Source organism: Brevibacterium sediminis (assembly GCF_024895295.1).
Classification (GTDB): Bacteria; Actinomycetota; Actinomycetes; order Actinomycetales; family Brevibacteriaceae; genus Brevibacterium; species Brevibacterium sediminis.
Genome location: NZ_JAHQRN010000004.1, coordinates 392,676 through 409,497 on the forward strand (window position 1 = coordinate 392,676; position 16,822 = coordinate 409,497).

Sequence of the window (16,822 nt, forward strand, 5' to 3'; positions counted from 1 at the left end):
GAGGGGGCGGGTGGGTGACCATGGGGTCACCTCTGCGAGGATGAACCCAACCGAGCGACACCCGATTTCAGGTTTGACGACATCACCCTGGTGCGACGAGCGCCGGGGTGATGGACTACCCTGAAAGTGTCACTCATCACAAGTGAGAAAAGAGTTTTCATGACAGATTTCACCGTTCTTAAGAACCTCCAGCCGCAACCCGAGCTGGTGCGCGAGAACATCAAGAAGGATCCCGGCTTCGGCCAGTACTTCACCGACCACATGGCGCACATCCGCTATACGATCGATGACGGTTGGCAGGGACACGAGGTCCGGCCGTATGGTCCGCTGCTGCTCGACCCGGCAGCCGCCGTCCTCCACTATGCCCAGGAGATCTTCGAGGGGCTCAAGGCCTACCGTCATGCCGACGGATCGGTATGGACATTCCGACCCGAGCGCAATGCCGCGCGCATCAACAAGTCTGCCGAGCGTCTCGCGCTGCCGCAGCTGCCCGAAGAGGACTTCATCAACTCGCTCAAGCACCTGGTCAGCCTCGATCAGGCATGGGTTCCGACGCCGGAGTCGGACGCCGATGAGTCGAGTCTCTACCTGCGCCCGTTCATGATCGCCACGGAGCGGTTCCTCGGCGTGCGGGCGAGCCACGAGGTCGACTACTACGTCATCGCCTCACCGGCCGGACCCTACTTCTCCGGCGGCATCAAGCCGGTGTCGATCTGGCTCTCGCCGAAGCTCAAGCGCGCCGGCGCGGGCGGCACCGGATTCGCCAAGTGCGGCGGCAACTATGCATCGTCGCTGGTGGCGACCAACGAGGCGGCCGCCAAGGGCTGCCAGCAGGTGCTGTTCACCGACTCGGTGGAGAACAAGTACATCGACGAGCTCGGTGGCATGAACCTCATGCTCGTGACGAGGAGCGGCAAGCTGCTCACCCCGGCGCTGAGCGATTCGATCCTCGATGGCGTCACCCGCCGTTCGCTGCTCGAACTGGCTCCTCAGCTCGGACTCGAGGCCGAAGAGCGTCAGATCTCCATCGAGGAGTGGCGCGAGGGCGCGGCCAGCGGCGAGATCGTCGAGGCGTTCGCCTGCGGCACCGCCGCGGTCATCACGCCGATCAGCAAGCTTGTCAGCGAAGACTTCACCATCGACCATGGTGAAGAGGCCGGTGAGAAGACCATGGAGCTGCGCAAGACGCTGCTCGGCATCCAGTACGGACGCGTCGAGGACAAGAACAACTGGCTCGTGCGGCTGGCCTGAGGGTCGGGGCTCTGGAGGGCCGGGCGTCGCGATGATCGCGGAGTCCGGCCCTTTGTGTCAGTCCGTCTGCTGTTGCGGAGCCGTTGATTACGGGGTGACCGGTCGGCAGTTATTTTACTCAGCTGTGCGTTAAATGGGGTACTGTGTCTTCGTGCACACGACCACCTCGGCGTCGGTACCGACAGCCTCCGAAGTCATCGCTCACCTGCCATGGAAGTGGCGCACCCAAGGTGCCATCTTCATCATCGGCGGGCTCGGTTTCATGTTCGACGCATGGGACGTCGCCCTCAACGGATTCCTCATTCCGCTGCTCAGCGACTATTGGAGTCTCACCGTCGGCCAGGCCGCCTGGATCGCGACCGCCAACCTCATCGGCATGGCACTTGGTGCCTTCATCTGGGGCGGCATCGCCGACGTCATCGGTCGGAAGAAGGCCTTCACTCTCACGCTCCTCGTGTTCTCGATCTTCACCGTCGCCGGAGCCTTCGCGCCCGCATATGGGTGGTTCATCCTCTTCCGCTTCTTTGCGGGATTCGGACTCGGCGGATGTATCCCCGTCGACTACGCCCTCGTCGGGGAGTTCACTCCCAGCCGTCACCGCGGACGCGTGCTCACGGCTATGGACGGCTGGTGGCCGATCGGCGCCTCGCTCTGTGCGTTCGTGTCGGCTTACCTCCTCGGCTTCGGGGACTGGCGCCTGATCATGCTCGTCATGATCGTGCCGGCTCTGTTGACGGTGGCGGTGCGTTTCGGGATTCCGGAATCACCTCTCTATCTGGCCTCGGTCGGACGCTACGCAGAGGCCGATGCGATCATCAAGCGACTGGTCGAGCGCACCGGCGCCGACGTGCGTGAGTGGACACACGAGCCGGCCGGAGGGACTGCTGCGACGCCGACCTCGAGTGCAGAGCCCAAGGTAGGTGGGCAGCTGCGTGCGGCCAGTGGTCAGCTGGTGCAGCTGTGGCAGCATTCCGCGAGAACGACTCTCGTCGCCTGGTCGCTGTTCGTCTCCGTCCTTCTTGTCTACTATGCGGCGCTGACATGGCTGCCGGGGATCCTCAAGAAGCAGGGGCTGGCCGATCAGGCGGCATTCCTCGTCACCGGGTCGATGACAGCGGTGGGCATCCTCGGTGTGATCGTCTCCGCGCTCATCGTCGAACGATTCGGTCGCAAATGGGTGCTCGGGGTCTCGTCGATCGTGGCCGCGATCCTCCTCGTCGGATCGGCAGTGTTCATCGAAGCCTCCGGCGCCGACCTCACCTGGACTGCGAAGGCCGCAATCATCGGGTTCGGCTTCATCATCCAGATCGCCATCCCGACGCTCTACACCTACGTCTCCGAGCTCTATCCCACCCGCCTGCGCGGATCCGGATTCGGATGGGCGTCGGCAGCGTCTCGACTGGCGACAGGAATCGCCCCGATCGTCTTTGGTGCGTTCATGTGGCCCGTGCTCGGACTGGCGCTGACGTTCGTCCTCACCGGCGCGCTTGTGGTCGTCGCCGTGCTGCTCATGGGCTTACTCGCCCGAGAGACGACCGGCGAAGAACTGAGCTGAGGCAGCCGCGGGAGTCGGGCTGATCCGGCCACAGGAGTAACGGAGCATTCAGTCGAAAGTGCCACTGTCCCCGCCTTATTGAGGTCAGCGCCCGATCTGCCTCCATGGGCGTCTGACCTGGACAGATTTCCAGGTGAACTCTCGTGTCAGTGCCGGACTGTAATGTTCTGGGCATGGAGGCAAAGCAGGTTCCAGACGCACTCACCGAGATCCTTCGGTGGCGTGACAGCCTGTCCGATTTGCCTCCGGCTGCGACCGAGGAAGAAGCGATCGATCGCATCTCGGCTCTCGAGGAGCTGACCTCCGCCTGCGCCGCCGCGCAGGCCCGCGAAACCCTGACGTTCGATATGCACCGCAGGAATCGGGAAGCCGAAGACGGGATCCCGAGCAAGAAGCAGGGCCTCGGAGTCGGTGCGGAGATCGGCTTGGCCAGAAAGGTCTCCCGGCACCGTGGCAACGCGCTGCTCAAATTCTCTCGGACCCTGCTCTTGGATCTGCCCAATGTCTACAGGGCGATGAAAGGCGGCGACATCTCGGAGGAGAAGGCCCGCACGGTCGCAAAGGAATCCGACTGGCTTCCCCGGGAGAAGAAGCACGAGCTCGACGAGCAGATGGCCGGACGCCTGGCCGAGGTGGGTGTGAGGCGACTGGGCAACGAAGTGAGGGCTCTCGCACAGAGACTCGATCAGAAGGCTGCAGTCGACCACCTCGAGCGCTGTATCGAGGAGCGCTCGGTCAGTGTGCGTCCGGCACCGGGAAATATGGCGTATCTGACCGCTCTGCTGCCGATGCCGCAGGCTGTCGCCGCATTCGCCAACCTCAAGAAGTCGGCGCAGACTGCCATCGCCACCGGCAGAGCCGACGGTCGAGGTCAGAATCAGATCGCTGTGGATCTCTTGGTCGAGCGACTGACCGGGCAGGCTGCTGCTGCGGCAGTGCCCACTGAAGTCCACCTCATCATGCAGGACAGCAGTCTGTTCGGGCCCGGGGAAGAATCGGCATGGTTCCCCGGAGTCGGCCCGATCCCGGCACAAGCCGCCAGGGCCGTCGTTGCCGAAAACGAAGCCGCCACCTTCATCCGCAGGCTCTACACTCGGCCCGAAGACGGGCAGCTCGTGAGGATGGACTCGCGCCGCAGGGAATTCTCGGGCCTGCTTCGACGCATGGTCGTCTTCCGCGACGACGTCTGCCGCTCGCCCTGGTGCGAGGCACCCATCCAGCACGCCGATCATGCCGACGCGGCTGCCGGCGGCGGCGAAACCGAGTGGGACAACGCCTCTGGACTGTGCGCGGCCTGCAACTATCTCAAAGAACTCAGCGGTTGGCGCCACAAGGCAACTGCCGACGCCCTCGAGGTCGTCACACCGACCGGTCACCACTACAAAACCCGCACCAGACCACTCAGCGGTCCCGATCCCGGATGCGCCTCTGGTCAGGACGAGGAGTTCGGAGCGAGGCATGGCCCCGGCCAACAGGATCCTCCTGATCAGCAGCACGATCGGGAACGGCAGCAACTTCCCGGTCGACAACATGGCCCCGAGCCGGGACGAGGCCATGGCACCGAACCGGGACACGAGCCTGCTCAAGCAGCGGAGGCGACGGCGTCGACCGGTGACGGACCTCGTGCCGCGCCGCTCGGCGAGGAAACACGTGCCGCGCCGCCCGGTGACGGAGCCCGTGCCGCGTCGCCGGGCGACGGACCTCGTGCCGTTCCTCCGAGCGACCGTGAAGGTGCTTCATCAGATGAAGCCGAACACGAGTTTTCGGTGTTGATTCCATGGCGGTACGTCCGCCGGGCCTCGCAACCTGCGACCGTCGAAATCGGCGGGTCGACCATCGGAATCGACATCTTCGATGCCGACGAACGCCCGATGAGTCCCACCGAAGAACTCCTGTGCGCCGCAATCCTCGAACACAGAGGCAGGCTGTGAACCGAGTCTGCCGAGGCGATGACAAGTGGTCACCGAAAGTTCAACTGCCCGCTCCGTCACGGGACTATGGTGATAGTCATGAACGACCTCAACGGGCAGTCGTCGCCCGCTGACCACATCGCGCCCTCCGGCCAGGCGGACGTTTCCGCGGTCGAAATCGTGTGGGGGATGCCGACGGGAATGGGTCCGTTGTGGCAGGGCGTGCCCTCGGGGCCGGGAATCGCCGGAGTCCTCCCGCCCCGCGACGAGGTCGAAGCAGTCTATGGGGCCGCTGCCGCCGAGCCGCCGCTGAACGAGGACCCGAGGTTTGCGGCAGTGTTCGCCGACGTCTACGAAGTCTCCGTCCGCAACGGGCAGGTCCTCATGACATTGACCCGGACCCAGCCCGACGGACGGCTGAGCTCATTCGCCTACGGCCACCATTGGAAATGGGAAGAACAGAAATATCCGTGGGCATTCGAACTGCAGCGCCGCCTCGGCGTGGCTTCGACCGAACTCGAATCGACCTTCGCTCTCAACCTGCTCGCCCGTGATCCGAACCGGCGCGAACGAGGTTTGGGACGGCGCACTCTCGAGGCGTGGATCGGGGAGGTCGGACGTTTCGGCTGTTGGCTGCAGACCGACGATATCGACAGCCCGGCACGACGGCTCTACGATGAACTCGGCTTCACCGAACTCGGCCACGGGCCCGAAGCACCCAACGGGCACCCCGGCTTGGTCATGTTCCGCAGCCCGCGGTGAGAAATCCTCGGCAGAACAGTTTCTCGTCAGCGGCGACACGTGGCCGCGTCGGCGGCGGTCACTAGGATGGGAGCATGCGTGAAGAAGACTCCTCGAAGGCGGCCTCGACGGTGAACGCCGAACTGCCCGACGACGAAAACCTCTGGCTCGAAGACATCTACGGCGAGGAGCAGATCGCCTGGGTGAAGGACCAGAACGCGAAGACCCTCGAACGTTTTCACGACGGCCTCTTCGACGACATCTCCGGTGATCTGCGCACTGCGCTGGACTCCGACGACCGCATCCCGATGGTCACCAAACGCGGTGATCACTTCTATAACTTCTGGCGGGACAAGACGAACCCGAAGGGCTTGTGGCGACGCACCTCCTGGGACAGCTACCGCACGGCCACTCCCGACTGGGAGGTGCTGCTCGACCTCGACGAACTGGCCGCAGAGGAAGACACCGCCTGGGTCTGGTCAGGAGCGATGGTGCGCCGCAGCGACAACCGCCGCGCACTCGTCCTCCTCTCCCCGGACGGAGGCGACTCACACCGAGTCCGCGAATTCGACCTCGACGACCGCGCCTTCGTCGACGGCGGCTTCGACATCCCCGCCGCCAAGACACGGTTGGCCTGGCTCGACGACGACACCGTGCTCGTCGCCACCGAAACCGACGCCGACTCACTGACGACCTCGTCCTACCCACGCCAAGCCCGAGCGCTCCGCCGCGGTCAGAGCCTCGACGACGCCCCGATCGTCGCCGAAGTGCCGCGCGACCACGTGGCGATCTTCGTCGGCAGCGACATCCGCCCCGACACCGAGGCCACCGACCGCGCCGTCATCATCGACGCCATCGACTTCTTCAACTCGACGATGAGCTTCCTCGACCTCGCCGACATCACGGGCGCAGACGGTTCGCTGTCAGCCGAACCGACGGCATGGGCCGACGCGCTCAACAGGGTCGACGTCCCCACTGACGTCGAGGTCGGCTTCGAGCGCGACCTCGTGCTCTTCCGAGCCCAGTCGACGTGGACGTCCGCCACCACCGAGGTGGCCGCCGGCGGCCTCGCCATCGCCGATATCGATGCGGTCAAGGCAGGCGAGATCGCTCCGCGCGTGATCTTCACCCCCGACGCCCACACCTCCCTGCAGTCCTTCACCTTCACCCGGGACTACCTCGTGCTCGAGCTGCTCGCCGACGTACAGTCGAAGCTCACGGTCCTCGACCTGAACAACGACTTCGCCGAATCCGCACTGCCCGGAGTCCCGGCCAACCATATGGTCGGCCTCGGCGCGGTCGACAAGTACGACCCGGCCACCGCCAACGACTTCTGGATGGTCAGCACCGGCTTCCTCACGCCCTCGACATTGTCGTACGGCACCCTGGGCCCCTCGGACGAAGCTGCGGGAACGAAGGAGTCCACCATCGAGGTGATCAAGTCAGCCCCGGCGATGTTCGATGCTGAAGGGCTGAGCGTCGAACAGCACTTCGCCACCAGCGCCGACGGGACGAAGATCCCGTACTTCCAGATCGGAGCCGACGACCTCCCGCTCGACGGAGAGAATCCCACCCTGCTCGACGGCTACGGCGGCTTCGAAGTCAGCCGCACTCCCGGATACTCACCCGTCGTCGGCATCGGCTGGCTCAGCCGCAGCACCACCGGCAACACCCTCCCGGCAGGTCGCCGAGGCGTCTATGTCCTCGCGAACATCCGCGGCGGAGGCGAATACGGACCCGAATGGCACACCTCGGCGATGCGGGAGAACCGCATGCGCTGCTATGAAGATCACTCGGCAGTGGCTCGCGATCTCATCGCCCGCGGCGTGACGAGCCCGAAGACGCTCGCCTGTGCCGGCGGATCCAACGGGGGCCTGCTGGTGGGCAATATGCTCACCCAATATCCCGAGCTCTTCGGTGCTGTGTCCTGCGGCGTTCCGCTGCTGGACATGGCCCGATACACGAAGCTCAGCGCCGGCTATTCGTGGAAGGCCGAGTACGGAGACCCGGACGTGGCCGAGGACTGGGCGTTCATCAGGGAATTCTCTCCCTACCACCTCCTCGAGGACGGTCAGGACTATCCGCCGGTGCTGTTCTGGACGGCCACGTCGGATGATCGGGTGGGGCCGGTGCAGGCCCGGAAGATGGCCGCCCGGATGCAGGCGGACGGAATCGAGAACGTGTGGTTCTTCGAAGACACCGAAGGCGGACATTCCGCCGCTTCGGACAATGAACAGACCGCATTCACCCGGGCGCTGAGCTACCGGTTCATGTGGAACGCACTGACAGGGGAGTAGGTTGGGAGACATGACGAACGAGACGCAGCACTTCCACGGCGAATACAAGGTCATCGGCGGCAAACTCGTCGTCGCCGATGTCACCACCGACGGCAAGACCATCACCGAGGTGAAGATCTCCGGGGACTTCTTCCTCGAACCCGAGGAAGCCTATTTCGACCTGGCACCGGCCCTCGTCGGCGCCAGCGTCACTGCCGATAATGCGGCGCTGCGCGGCCGCCTCGACGAGGCTCTGGCCGGCTACGGTTCGGAACTGGCGATGCACGGCTTCTCCACCGCCGATATCGCCACCGTCGTGCGACGGGCGCTGGGTTCGGCGGCGAACTTCACTGACTTCGACTGGCAGGTCATTCGCGGCGAGGTGCTGCCGACTCAGCTCAATGTGGCACTTGATCAGGTCCTGCTCGAGGAAGTTGCGGCAGGTCGTCGTCAGCCGACCCTGCGGTTCTGGGAGTGGGAGGACACGGCCACCGTCATCGGGGCCTTCCAGTCCTACGTCAACGAGCTGCGGCCCGAAGGCGTGGAGAAGTACGACGTCCAGGTCGTGCGTCGTATCTCGGGCGGAGGTGCGATGTTCATGGAGGGCGGCAACTGCATCACCTATTCGATGTTCGTCCCGCCTGCCCTCGTCGCCGGCCTCGACTATGAGGAGTCGTATGTGTTCCTCGACCAGTGGGTGCTCGCGGCTCTCAAGACTCTCGGCGTTGAGGCGTTCTACAAGCCGATCAACGACATCTCCTCGACCGGAGGCAAGATCGGCGGTGCCGCACAGAAGCGCAATCGCGACGGCACACTGCTCCACCACGCGACGATGAGCTACGACATCGACGCGGACAAGATGGTCGAAGTTCTGCGCATCGGCGAAGCGAAGATCTCCGACAAGGGAGTGGCGAGCGCGAAGAAGCGCGTCGACCCGTTGCGGAGTCAGACCGGTGAGGCACGCAAGGACATCATCGATGTCATGGCGGACACCTTCGCCACCCGCTATGGGGCCACTTACGGCACCTACACGGAGGAGGAGCTCAAGCGGGCCCAGGAACTCGTCGATGAGAAGTTCGGAACCGAGAAGTGGACGCACCGAGTGCCGTGAGCACCTCTGAATCCACCGCTTTCCGGGGCACGATCGTGGCCCTCGGCGGTGGTGGATTCTCGATGTCCGAGACCGGGGAATCGGCCATTGATGACGAGCTGGTGCGCATGGCCGCCAGACGGATCCGCGGCGGCGCTGAGGACGAGGCCGGTGCTCAGAGCGGCTTCGGCGCCTCTGTTGGACTCCCGAACGTCTGCTTCGTCCCGACGGCATCCGGTGACAGCCGCGACTACATCGAGCGGTTCGAAGCGGCATTCGAGGCGCGGGCACGAACCCATGTCCTCTCCCTGTTCGGGCAGAGTCCGTGGGACTACCAGGATCCGGCGATGCTGCTCGACATGGACCTCATCTACGTCGGCGGCGGCTCCACGGCGAACCTGCTCAGCCTCTGGCGGAGGCATGGCGTCGACCAACGGATGAGAGAAGCGGCCGGCGGAGGAACGATCCTCGCCGGCATCAGCGCCGGTGCGAACTGCTGGTTCGAAGCATCCTCGACGGATTCGTTCGGTCCGCTGGCACCGCTGAACGACGGGCTCGGATTCCTGCGGGGGAGTGCCTGCCCGCACTTCCATGGAGAACCCGGACGGAAGGAATCCTTCCGGGAATGGATCGCCCAGGGCCGGCTTCCGGGCCCCGGAATCGCCATCGATGATCATGCCGCGGTCGTGTACGTCGACGGTGCGGCCACCTCGGTGATGGTGGAATCCGCGGGGGCGCAGGCGTTCGTCGTTGATACGGGCGGTCGCCTGCACAACCTCGACGAACAGGGCCCCGTCGCACTTGTCAGCCAAGGCGGTTGAGGCGAGGAGAATTTCGGTGCGGACCGGTCGCCGCAACTAGCCGGGCTGTCTGTAGGATTGGGAATCAATCACGTCCCCTTCACTAGGAGAGCCATGCGCCAGGTCGAACCGTCCGTTGAACTGCTCGCCAAGCCCAATATCGATTGGGAAGCGATGAGGACTTACCTCGACGAGGTGGGCGGAACCTCCTGGGCGGACCGGGTCGAAGATGCGGAATCTCCCGACGCCGAGGATCTCCTCGAGTTCTCCGGACGCATGTGCTATCGCTCGTGGGAGCCGGGACTCAACCCGAACGTCTCGCGGGTGCGCACCGATTCCGCGCAGTACCTCGGCAACGTCGTGAAGTCCCAGCACGGATCCGTGCTCGAACACGCGAACTTCACCTTCGTCCTCCACAACGTCTCGCGCGTGCTCACCCACGAACTCATCCGCCACCGCGCAGGATCGGCGTTCTCGCAGGAATCGCTGCGCTACGTCCGCCTCACGGACATCCCATTCTGGTTCCCCGAGTGGGCCCGCGAAGATCCCGAACTCATGGAACGCAGCCTCAAGGTCCTCGACACCCTCGAGGAGCACCAGCAGTGGATGGCCGATCATTTCGAGCTTGACGAGGAGGGCACGAAGTTCTCCCACAAGAAGCACATGACCTCGTTCATGCGCCGCTTCGCCCCCGAGGGCCTGGCGACCGGAATCGTCTACACCGCGAACCTGCGTTCTCTGCGCCACGTCATCGAAATGCGCACTGCGAAGGGCGCTGAAGAGGAGATCCGCCTCATCTTCAACAAGATCGGCGAGGTCATGCGCGAAGAGGCACCGGCAGTCTTCGCCGACTACGAAGTCGTCGACGGAGAATGGATCCCCGGCACGCGCAAGGCCTGAGACCACGCAGGTCCTGACACCACACAAGGCCTGATGCGAAGCGTTCGGAGACGTCCGGGCGCCTCACACCCACAGACACCTGACACGCCCAGCCACACCTGACGCCGACGTCAGACAGATTTCAGGAGGAACCGTCATGGCAGATATCTACGCAGCTCAGCTCAATCCCGGCAAGCTCGACGTCGTCACCGACTGGGTTGCCAAGCAGGACTGGGCCGCCGAGCTCGACCTCGCGGCGAACCCGCTCGAGACTGTTACCGCGTACCGCTTCGACGACCCTGCCGGCGAAGTGGGCATCGAGATCCACATCGTGAAGAGCGGCGACCAGCTGCTGCAGGTGCCGCTGACCTACCGCGGAGAACCGCTCGAAGGCGCCGACGAAGCATTCGTGGCGAACATGGATCACTCGGTGCTCGGCAAGCGGTGGGTCTACGCCGGCATGGGCGACCCGCTGTTCCGGCAGCGCCTCGACCACACCATCGCCACCGCGTCGACCGCAGCGAAGCAGTACCGCGTCGATGCTGAGGGCAACCGGGGCGAAGAGATCACCGAGGTGGCCCACGCCTTCGGGACGGGACCTCTGCCGGGTGCCGGCGACGTCGAGATCCTCTACCGCCTGTCGCCCGAGTCTCCGGCGGAGAAGTCCGACGCCGGTCTGCTGTTGGGCCGCTGGGACGGTCAGGACACGAACGTCGTCCTCGCCATCATGGTCTGAGGGGATTGCCGGCACGATCTGAGGGCCCGGGCCAAACGCCGAACGGCACAGCCAACTCAATGCGGGGAGGAATCGGAACTCATGAGCAGCGACTGCATCTTCTGCCAGATCGTCGCAGGTGACGCACCGAGTGCGCCGATCGCCGAGACCGAGTCGACCTTAGCGTTCATGGACATCCAGCCCGGGTCGGACGGGCATCTGCTCGTCGTGCCGAAACGTCACAGCACGGACCTGCGGGATATCCCGGCCGAAGATCTGTCTGCGGTGGCGCTCGAATCCCAGCGCATCGCCAAGCACGCTTTCGATGCATGGGGAGCCGATGGCGTCAATCTCCTCAACTGCTGCGGTGCCGAGGCGTGGCAGACGGTCTTCCACTTCCATATGCACGTCATTCCGCGCTACCGGGACAGGGACAAAGACCGCTTGCGGCTGCCGTTCGAACCCGGAATCCGCGGGAATCAGGAACTCATCGGATTCCTGGCCGCGAGCATGCGGGAGTCACTCGGCGACGAGTGAGGCATTGCCGTGATCGCCGCCGTTGCGCTCGACCTCGCCGAGGCGACTCACAGTGCCCGGACCGCCGGCCGTCTCACCTGGCCAGGTCGATGATCGTCATCCCCGCCGAGGCAGAGGGTGACCCCATCGCCTCCATCGCCGCGGGCGCCTCGTCGAGTCCGATGACAGTAGTGACCAGCTCCTGCGGACGCAATCGTCCCTGAACGACAAGGTCCACGAGCTCTGGGTACTCGGCCGCAGCCATTCCGTGCGAGCCGAGCACGCTGAGCTCGAGAGCGATCACGCGCGGCAGATCGACGACCGGCTCCGCGGGCAGCAGCCCGATCTGCACATGCCGACCCAAAGGTGCCAGAGCACCGATCGCCGCCCGGATCGTGTCCTCCCTGCCCAGGGCATCAACGGTCACAGCCACCCCGTCGGGATCGGTCGACGCGAACTGCGCGACCACCTCGGCGCTCAGCTCCTCGGGGCTGAGATCCCGAGCATTGACGCATCGTGCGGCACCGAACTCACGGGCGGATTCCAAGGCCGCATCGCTGACGTCGATGGCGATCACCTTCGCACCGAGGGCCCCGGCGATCATGATTGTCGACAGTCCCACCCCGCCGCAGCCGAAGACGGCGACAGTCTCGTCCGCGGCAAGGCGAGCCCGCACTCGCAGACCATGGAAGGCCGTGGCGAATCGACACCCGAGCCCGACGACGGCCGCGGCCGGCAGATCCTCGGGCACGGCCACGAGGTTGGCATCGGCATTGTGGATGACGACCTGATCCGCCCACGACCCGAAATGCGTGAATCCCGGCTGCGTCTGATCGGGGCACACCTGCGCATTGCCGGAAACGCACCACCGGCAACTGCCGCACCCGCACACAAAGGGAACGGTCACACGCTGGCCGACGTGGAAGTCCTGCACGCCCACACCCGCCGAGGCGACCCTCCCGACCAGCTCATGCCCGGGCACGTGGGGCAGAGTGATCGTCGAATCGTGGCCGGCCCACGCGTGATGGTCGCTGCGGCACACCCCGGTGGCTTCGACGTCGATGACGACTCCCGCACCAGGTGCGGTCGGGGCGGAAATGTCCGTGAGTTCGGGACGGACGGAGAACTGATCGAAGACGATGGCGCGCATACCGTCGATCGTAGGCTCGCCGGTGCCGCGACCGCGAAGACGTCCACGAAACGGCGCGGCCGCAGCGACTGGTCAGCACAGCGGGCCCGGCGCAGCCGCAGCGGCTAACCAGCGCAGCCCCCAGGCGACTCAGCGCGGATGAACTCCCGCGACCGCCAAAGCATCGAGCAGCCGAGCCCGCAGCGCCTGCGCCCTGCCGGAGAAATCCTTCTGCCGCTCCATGTATACGGCTTTGCCCGCAGCGGTCTCGATGGAGACGACCCCGTAGCCCCAACCACGCAGGTCATAGGGGGAGGCCTCCATGTCCAGGGTGCGGATATCGAGGGCGAGGTCGAAGCAGTCGACGACGAGATCCGAATCAGCGATCGGCGAGATCTTCATCGCCCATTTGTACAGATCCATCCCCGCGTGCAGACACCCGGGCTGCTCGTTGGCGACCATGCCCTCGCGGCTCGGCTGCAAGGTGTTGAGCGGACGCGCGGGTTCGGTGAAGAAACGGAACGCATCATGATGCGAACACTGGATGCGGTGGCCTTCGACCACGGCATCGGTCTCGGCGGGGCTCAACCGCAGCGGCACCTGCTGATGCCGGCGCTGCTCGTCGGTGAGACGGTAGACCATCGCCCATTCGTGGATGCCGAAGCACCCGAAGTTCGCTTCCCGACCCAATGTCGACGACAGCAGCGAGGCGATGAACTTTGCTCCGTCCCCACGGTCGGTGCGCCAGGACTCGAGGTCCACCTCGGCGAAATTCTGCGCATCGTCGATGCGATACCACCGACGGTCGAAATACCGACGATCTTCGGCCGTCTCAAGCGCGACGCGCACACCCGGCCCGGGATGCCATTTCTTCAGCTGCCCGACCTTGAACGGGTAGTAGGTGAAGAGGAAGTCTTCGACCGGGTGGGTCTCCTGTCGCATCCGCCGGTCGATATGCGCATCGGTGCGCTCGGCGATCCGATGTTCGTGCTCGTCACGCAGCTCGCGCCAGATCTCGGCAGGAACGACACCGTCACCGAGGCGGCCCGACGATGCGTCGGCACGCTCGGTCGCCGCCCTGGATGGGGCGGGAGTCGTGGTCGAGAGTGCGGAAGTCACCGCACCATTGTCCCAGACGGTCGAGTCGGGCTCCAGCTCAGCGACCCGAGCGCTTCGTGCCCTTCGCAGCAGGTGCGGTGAGTGGATCCTCAGGCCACGGATGCTTCGGGTAGCGGCCCCGGTTCTCGGCCCTGACATGGGCATACGCGTTCGCCCAGAACGACGCGAGATCACTGGTCACCGCCAGGGGCCGCCTGGCGGGGGAGAGCAGGTGCATGGTGACCGCCACCTGGCCGTCACAGACGCGGGGCACATCGGTCCAACCGAAGCACTCCTGGAGTTTGACCGCGAGGATCGGGCCCGGGAGCTCGGCGCGTTCGGGGGCCGGATACTCGAGGCGGATGTGTGACCCGCTGGGCACTGTGATGTGGGTCGGCACAAGCTCGTCGAGCCGGGCCGCCTCGGGCCAGGGCAGCAGACCGCTCAGCGCGGAGACGAGGTCCACGCGGGCAGGATCGGAGCCCTTCGCGATCCGGTCGAGCGCATCAGGACACCACTGATCGAGCGTCTCAGAGAGGTGCTCCCACGTGACCTCCGGCCATGGGTCCCCGAAGATCGCGCGGAGCAGTCCCAGCCGGGCGCGCAGCGATTCGAAGGCTTCGGAGGGACGCAGAACCTCGCGGGCTCCTCGCTCGCGCACCGATTCGGCGATGGCACGGCGGGCGAGTTCGCGACCGGCCTGGATCGGGGTGGAGGTCAGTTCGATTCCGCCGAGGCGGCTGCGTCGTACCGCACGGACCTTCCCGGACTCGAACGTCGCCGTCTCCTCCGTGTGCAGCAGTCCGGCTCCGGCGAGTTCCGCGGTGTCGACGTCGATGGGCACAGCAGATCGGATGATCGCACGCGATCCGGCGAGGCCCACCTCGGCGATGGCCAACCATGGGCTGCCCTGCAGCGAGGAGTCTCGGGGCAGGCTCGCCGCCGTGCCGGAAGCCAGTAGGTATTCGGAATCGGAGGCGCTGCGCAGCCGCGCGATCTGCAGGGGGTAGGACAGTGCCGTGACGAGCCCGAGGTCCTCGGGAGTCAAAGCTGTGCCGGTACCGCCGGTGGCTTCAGCGCGGTCGCCGATTCCACCGTTCCCGTCTCCCGTGTCGCCGCCCTCGCCGCTCGAGGCGTACTCGCGTGCGATCGACGCGAACCGTTTGCGGTCCTGAGCGAATCGAGTATCCCTGCTGCGTCGCAGCTGCCGCAGCAGCGCGGAGAGATCGGCGCCGGGAGCCCTCTGATCGGATTCGATGACGGCGACCGCTTCTGCCGCACGCGCGGGTGAGAGCAGGGCAGCCCCGTCGAGGAGGCCACGTGCCGACCACACCGAGGCGGGAACCGCCGCGATAGCCCGCCCCGTCTGGGTGACGTTCAGTGCTGATATCGGGAACTCGGCAGTGTCGGGGAGCTCACCGGTGGGGCGCTCACCGGCGGAGCGCTCGCCTCCTGCACCGTCCATTGCCGCTGCCGAGATCTCCACGGCTCCCAAAGCGACCAGGTTGTCGACCGCCTGCCGTTTCGGTCCGGCCGGCAGCGGATCTGGCAAGAGGGTCTCGTCGCCGCCCCACACAGCGAGTGCGAGCACTGCGGAGGTGAGATCGGAGGTCGCAATTTCGGGAGGAGTGTGCTCGGGCAGGCTTGCCCAATCCGCCTCTGACATGCACCGATACGCAACACCCGGTCCCTGCCGGGCGGCACGACCGGAGCGCTGTGTTCCCGAAGCCTTCGACTCCCGCATCGTGACCAGCCCGGACATGCGACGCCGCGTATCCAGCCGTGGTCCTCGGGAGAGCCCGGAGTCGACGACGATGCGGACCCCGTCGATCGTCAGCGCCGATTCGGCTACCGCGGTCGAGACGATGACTCGGCGGCCGCGCTCCTGGTCGGTGCGTGGGCGCAGGATCGTGTCCTGCTCTTTCGCGGGGGTCCGCCCCGTGAGAGTGTGCACCTCGATCGTGTCACCGGTACCCGAACCACCAGAGCCGATCGGTCCGCCATCACCCGAACCGCCACCTGATTCCACACGGCGCCGCACGCGAGAGGCCACCTCGTCGACTTCGCGTGCACCGGGAGCGAAGACGAGGACGTCGCCCTCACCGGTCTCAGTCAGCGCACGCACCGTCGTCGCCGCCAGATGATCAAGGAAATCCCAGGTCACACCCCGCGCATCAAGGGGCCGATCCTTCGCCGGTGCCCACCGTATCTCCAAGGGATGAGGATCGGCGGACACCGACAGCAGCGTCGCCGGCGACTGCGGTCCGTCACCGAGACGCGCGGCCCACAGCTGCGCATCCAAGGTCGCCGACATGACGACCACGGACAGGTCCTCGCGCAGATCAGCCAATTCCCGGCACATCGCGAACGCGAGATCCGTATCCAGCTGCCGCTCATGCACCTCGTCGAGAATGACCCCGTCGATACCGGTCAGCTCCGGATCGCGCAGCAGTCGGGACAGCAGCACCCCCGTGGTGACGAACTCGATCCGTGTGGCCTGCGAAGTCCGCGATTCACCTCGGACGGTGAACCCCACCACCTCGCCGAGGCGGGTCCCCGTCAACGACGCGAGCCGCCTGGCCGCGGCGCGGGCCGCCATCCGCCGGGGCTGGGTGACGATGATGCGGCCCGGACCAGTCAGGTGCTCAGCGATCATCGGCGGCACCACGGTGGTCTTACCGGTTCCGGGAGGAGCCTCTACGACCAATCTCGGGGCGGGGGTCGCCTCGGCGAGGCCCAACTCATCGATGAGCGCGGCGGCGGGCAGGCCGGCCCCGACGCGGGCGAGATCGAAGGTGTGCGGGAGGTGCGGATCGGGCATGCCACCAGTCTCTCAGCAGGGCGGCCCCGCCCGCACACGGG

Annotated in this window: 13 protein-coding genes; 10 read left to right on the forward strand and 3 right to left on the reverse strand. The window is 65.7% G+C overall.

The window, feature by feature from the left end; all coding sequences use genetic code 11:
• Positions 1-159: 159 nt before the first annotated feature.
• The 10 genes from KTJ89_RS11765 to KTJ89_RS11810 all read left to right on the forward strand — a co-directional run bounded on the left by KTJ89_RS11765 (position 160) and on the right by KTJ89_RS11810 (position 11,754).
• A complete protein-coding gene (locus KTJ89_RS11765; protein ID WP_139468859.1) occupies positions 160-1,251 on the forward strand; it encodes a branched-chain amino acid aminotransferase in 1,092 nt (363 codons plus the stop codon).
• Positions 1,252-1,384: 133 nt separating this feature from the next.
• The gene (locus KTJ89_RS11770) at positions 1,385-2,806 is read left to right on the forward strand and encodes an MFS transporter (RefSeq protein ID WP_374990274.1); all 1,422 of its coding nucleotides are present in this window, start codon (positions 1,385-1,387) and stop codon (positions 2,804-2,806) included.
• Between the two features lie 173 nt (positions 2,807-2,979).
• Positions 2,980-4,737, forward strand: a complete 1,758-nt coding sequence (locus KTJ89_RS11775; protein WP_259357866.1) for a DUF222 domain-containing protein — start codon at positions 2,980-2,982, stop codon at positions 4,735-4,737.
• Positions 4,738-4,815: 78 nt separating this feature from the next.
• Complete coding sequence (locus KTJ89_RS11780; protein WP_259357867.1) at positions 4,816-5,478, forward strand: GNAT family N-acetyltransferase; 663 nt, start codon at positions 4,816-4,818, stop codon at positions 5,476-5,478.
• 74 nt (positions 5,479-5,552) lie between these two features.
• Positions 5,553-7,754 carry a prolyl oligopeptidase family serine peptidase gene (locus KTJ89_RS11785; protein ID WP_259357868.1) on the forward strand — a complete coding sequence of 734 codons (2,202 nt, stop codon included), beginning with the start codon at positions 5,553-5,555 and terminating at the stop codon, positions 7,752-7,754.
• Between the two features lie 10 nt (positions 7,755-7,764).
• A complete protein-coding gene (gene lplB / locus KTJ89_RS11790; RefSeq protein ID WP_139468854.1) occupies positions 7,765-8,844 on the forward strand; it encodes a lipoate-protein ligase small subunit in 1,080 nt (359 codons plus the stop codon).
• Positions 8,841-9,644, forward strand: a complete 804-nt coding sequence (locus tag KTJ89_RS11795; protein ID WP_259357869.1) for a Type 1 glutamine amidotransferase-like domain-containing protein — start codon at positions 8,841-8,843, stop codon at positions 9,642-9,644. Before lplB ends, KTJ89_RS11795 begins: the two co-directional genes overlap by 4 nt.
• Positions 9,645-9,737: 93 nt before the next feature.
• Positions 9,738-10,523: an FAD-dependent thymidylate synthase gene (gene thyX, locus KTJ89_RS11800; RefSeq protein ID WP_139468853.1), complete on the forward strand. Its 786-nt coding sequence runs from the start codon at positions 9,738-9,740 to the stop codon at positions 10,521-10,523.
• Positions 10,524-10,659: 136 nt separating this feature from the next.
• The gene (locus KTJ89_RS11805) at positions 10,660-11,238 is read left to right on the forward strand and encodes a maltokinase N-terminal cap-like domain-containing protein (RefSeq protein ID WP_259357870.1); all 579 of its coding nucleotides are present in this window, start codon (positions 10,660-10,662) and stop codon (positions 11,236-11,238) included.
• 81 nt (positions 11,239-11,319) lie between these two features.
• Positions 11,320-11,754, forward strand: a complete 435-nt coding sequence (locus KTJ89_RS11810; protein ID WP_139468851.1) for an HIT family protein — start codon at positions 11,320-11,322, stop codon at positions 11,752-11,754.
• Between the two features lie 73 nt (positions 11,755-11,827).
• On the opposite strand, the gene KTJ89_RS11815 is transcribed toward KTJ89_RS11810, so the two are convergent.
• From KTJ89_RS11815 to KTJ89_RS11825, 3 genes are all read right to left on the reverse strand, one after another.
• Positions 11,828-12,883, reverse strand: a complete 1,056-nt coding sequence (locus KTJ89_RS11815; protein WP_259357871.1) for a zinc-binding dehydrogenase — start codon at positions 12,881-12,883, stop codon at positions 11,828-11,830.
• Between the two features lie 129 nt (positions 12,884-13,012).
• A complete protein-coding gene (locus KTJ89_RS11820) occupies positions 13,013-13,981 on the reverse strand; it encodes a 3-methyladenine DNA glycosylase (protein ID WP_310650289.1) in 969 nt (322 codons plus the stop codon).
• 37 nt (positions 13,982-14,018) lie between these two features.
• Positions 14,019-16,781, reverse strand: a complete 2,763-nt coding sequence (locus KTJ89_RS11825) for an ATP-dependent RNA helicase (RefSeq protein ID WP_259357872.1) — start codon at positions 16,779-16,781, stop codon at positions 14,019-14,021.
• Positions 16,782-16,822 lie beyond the last annotated feature (41 nt).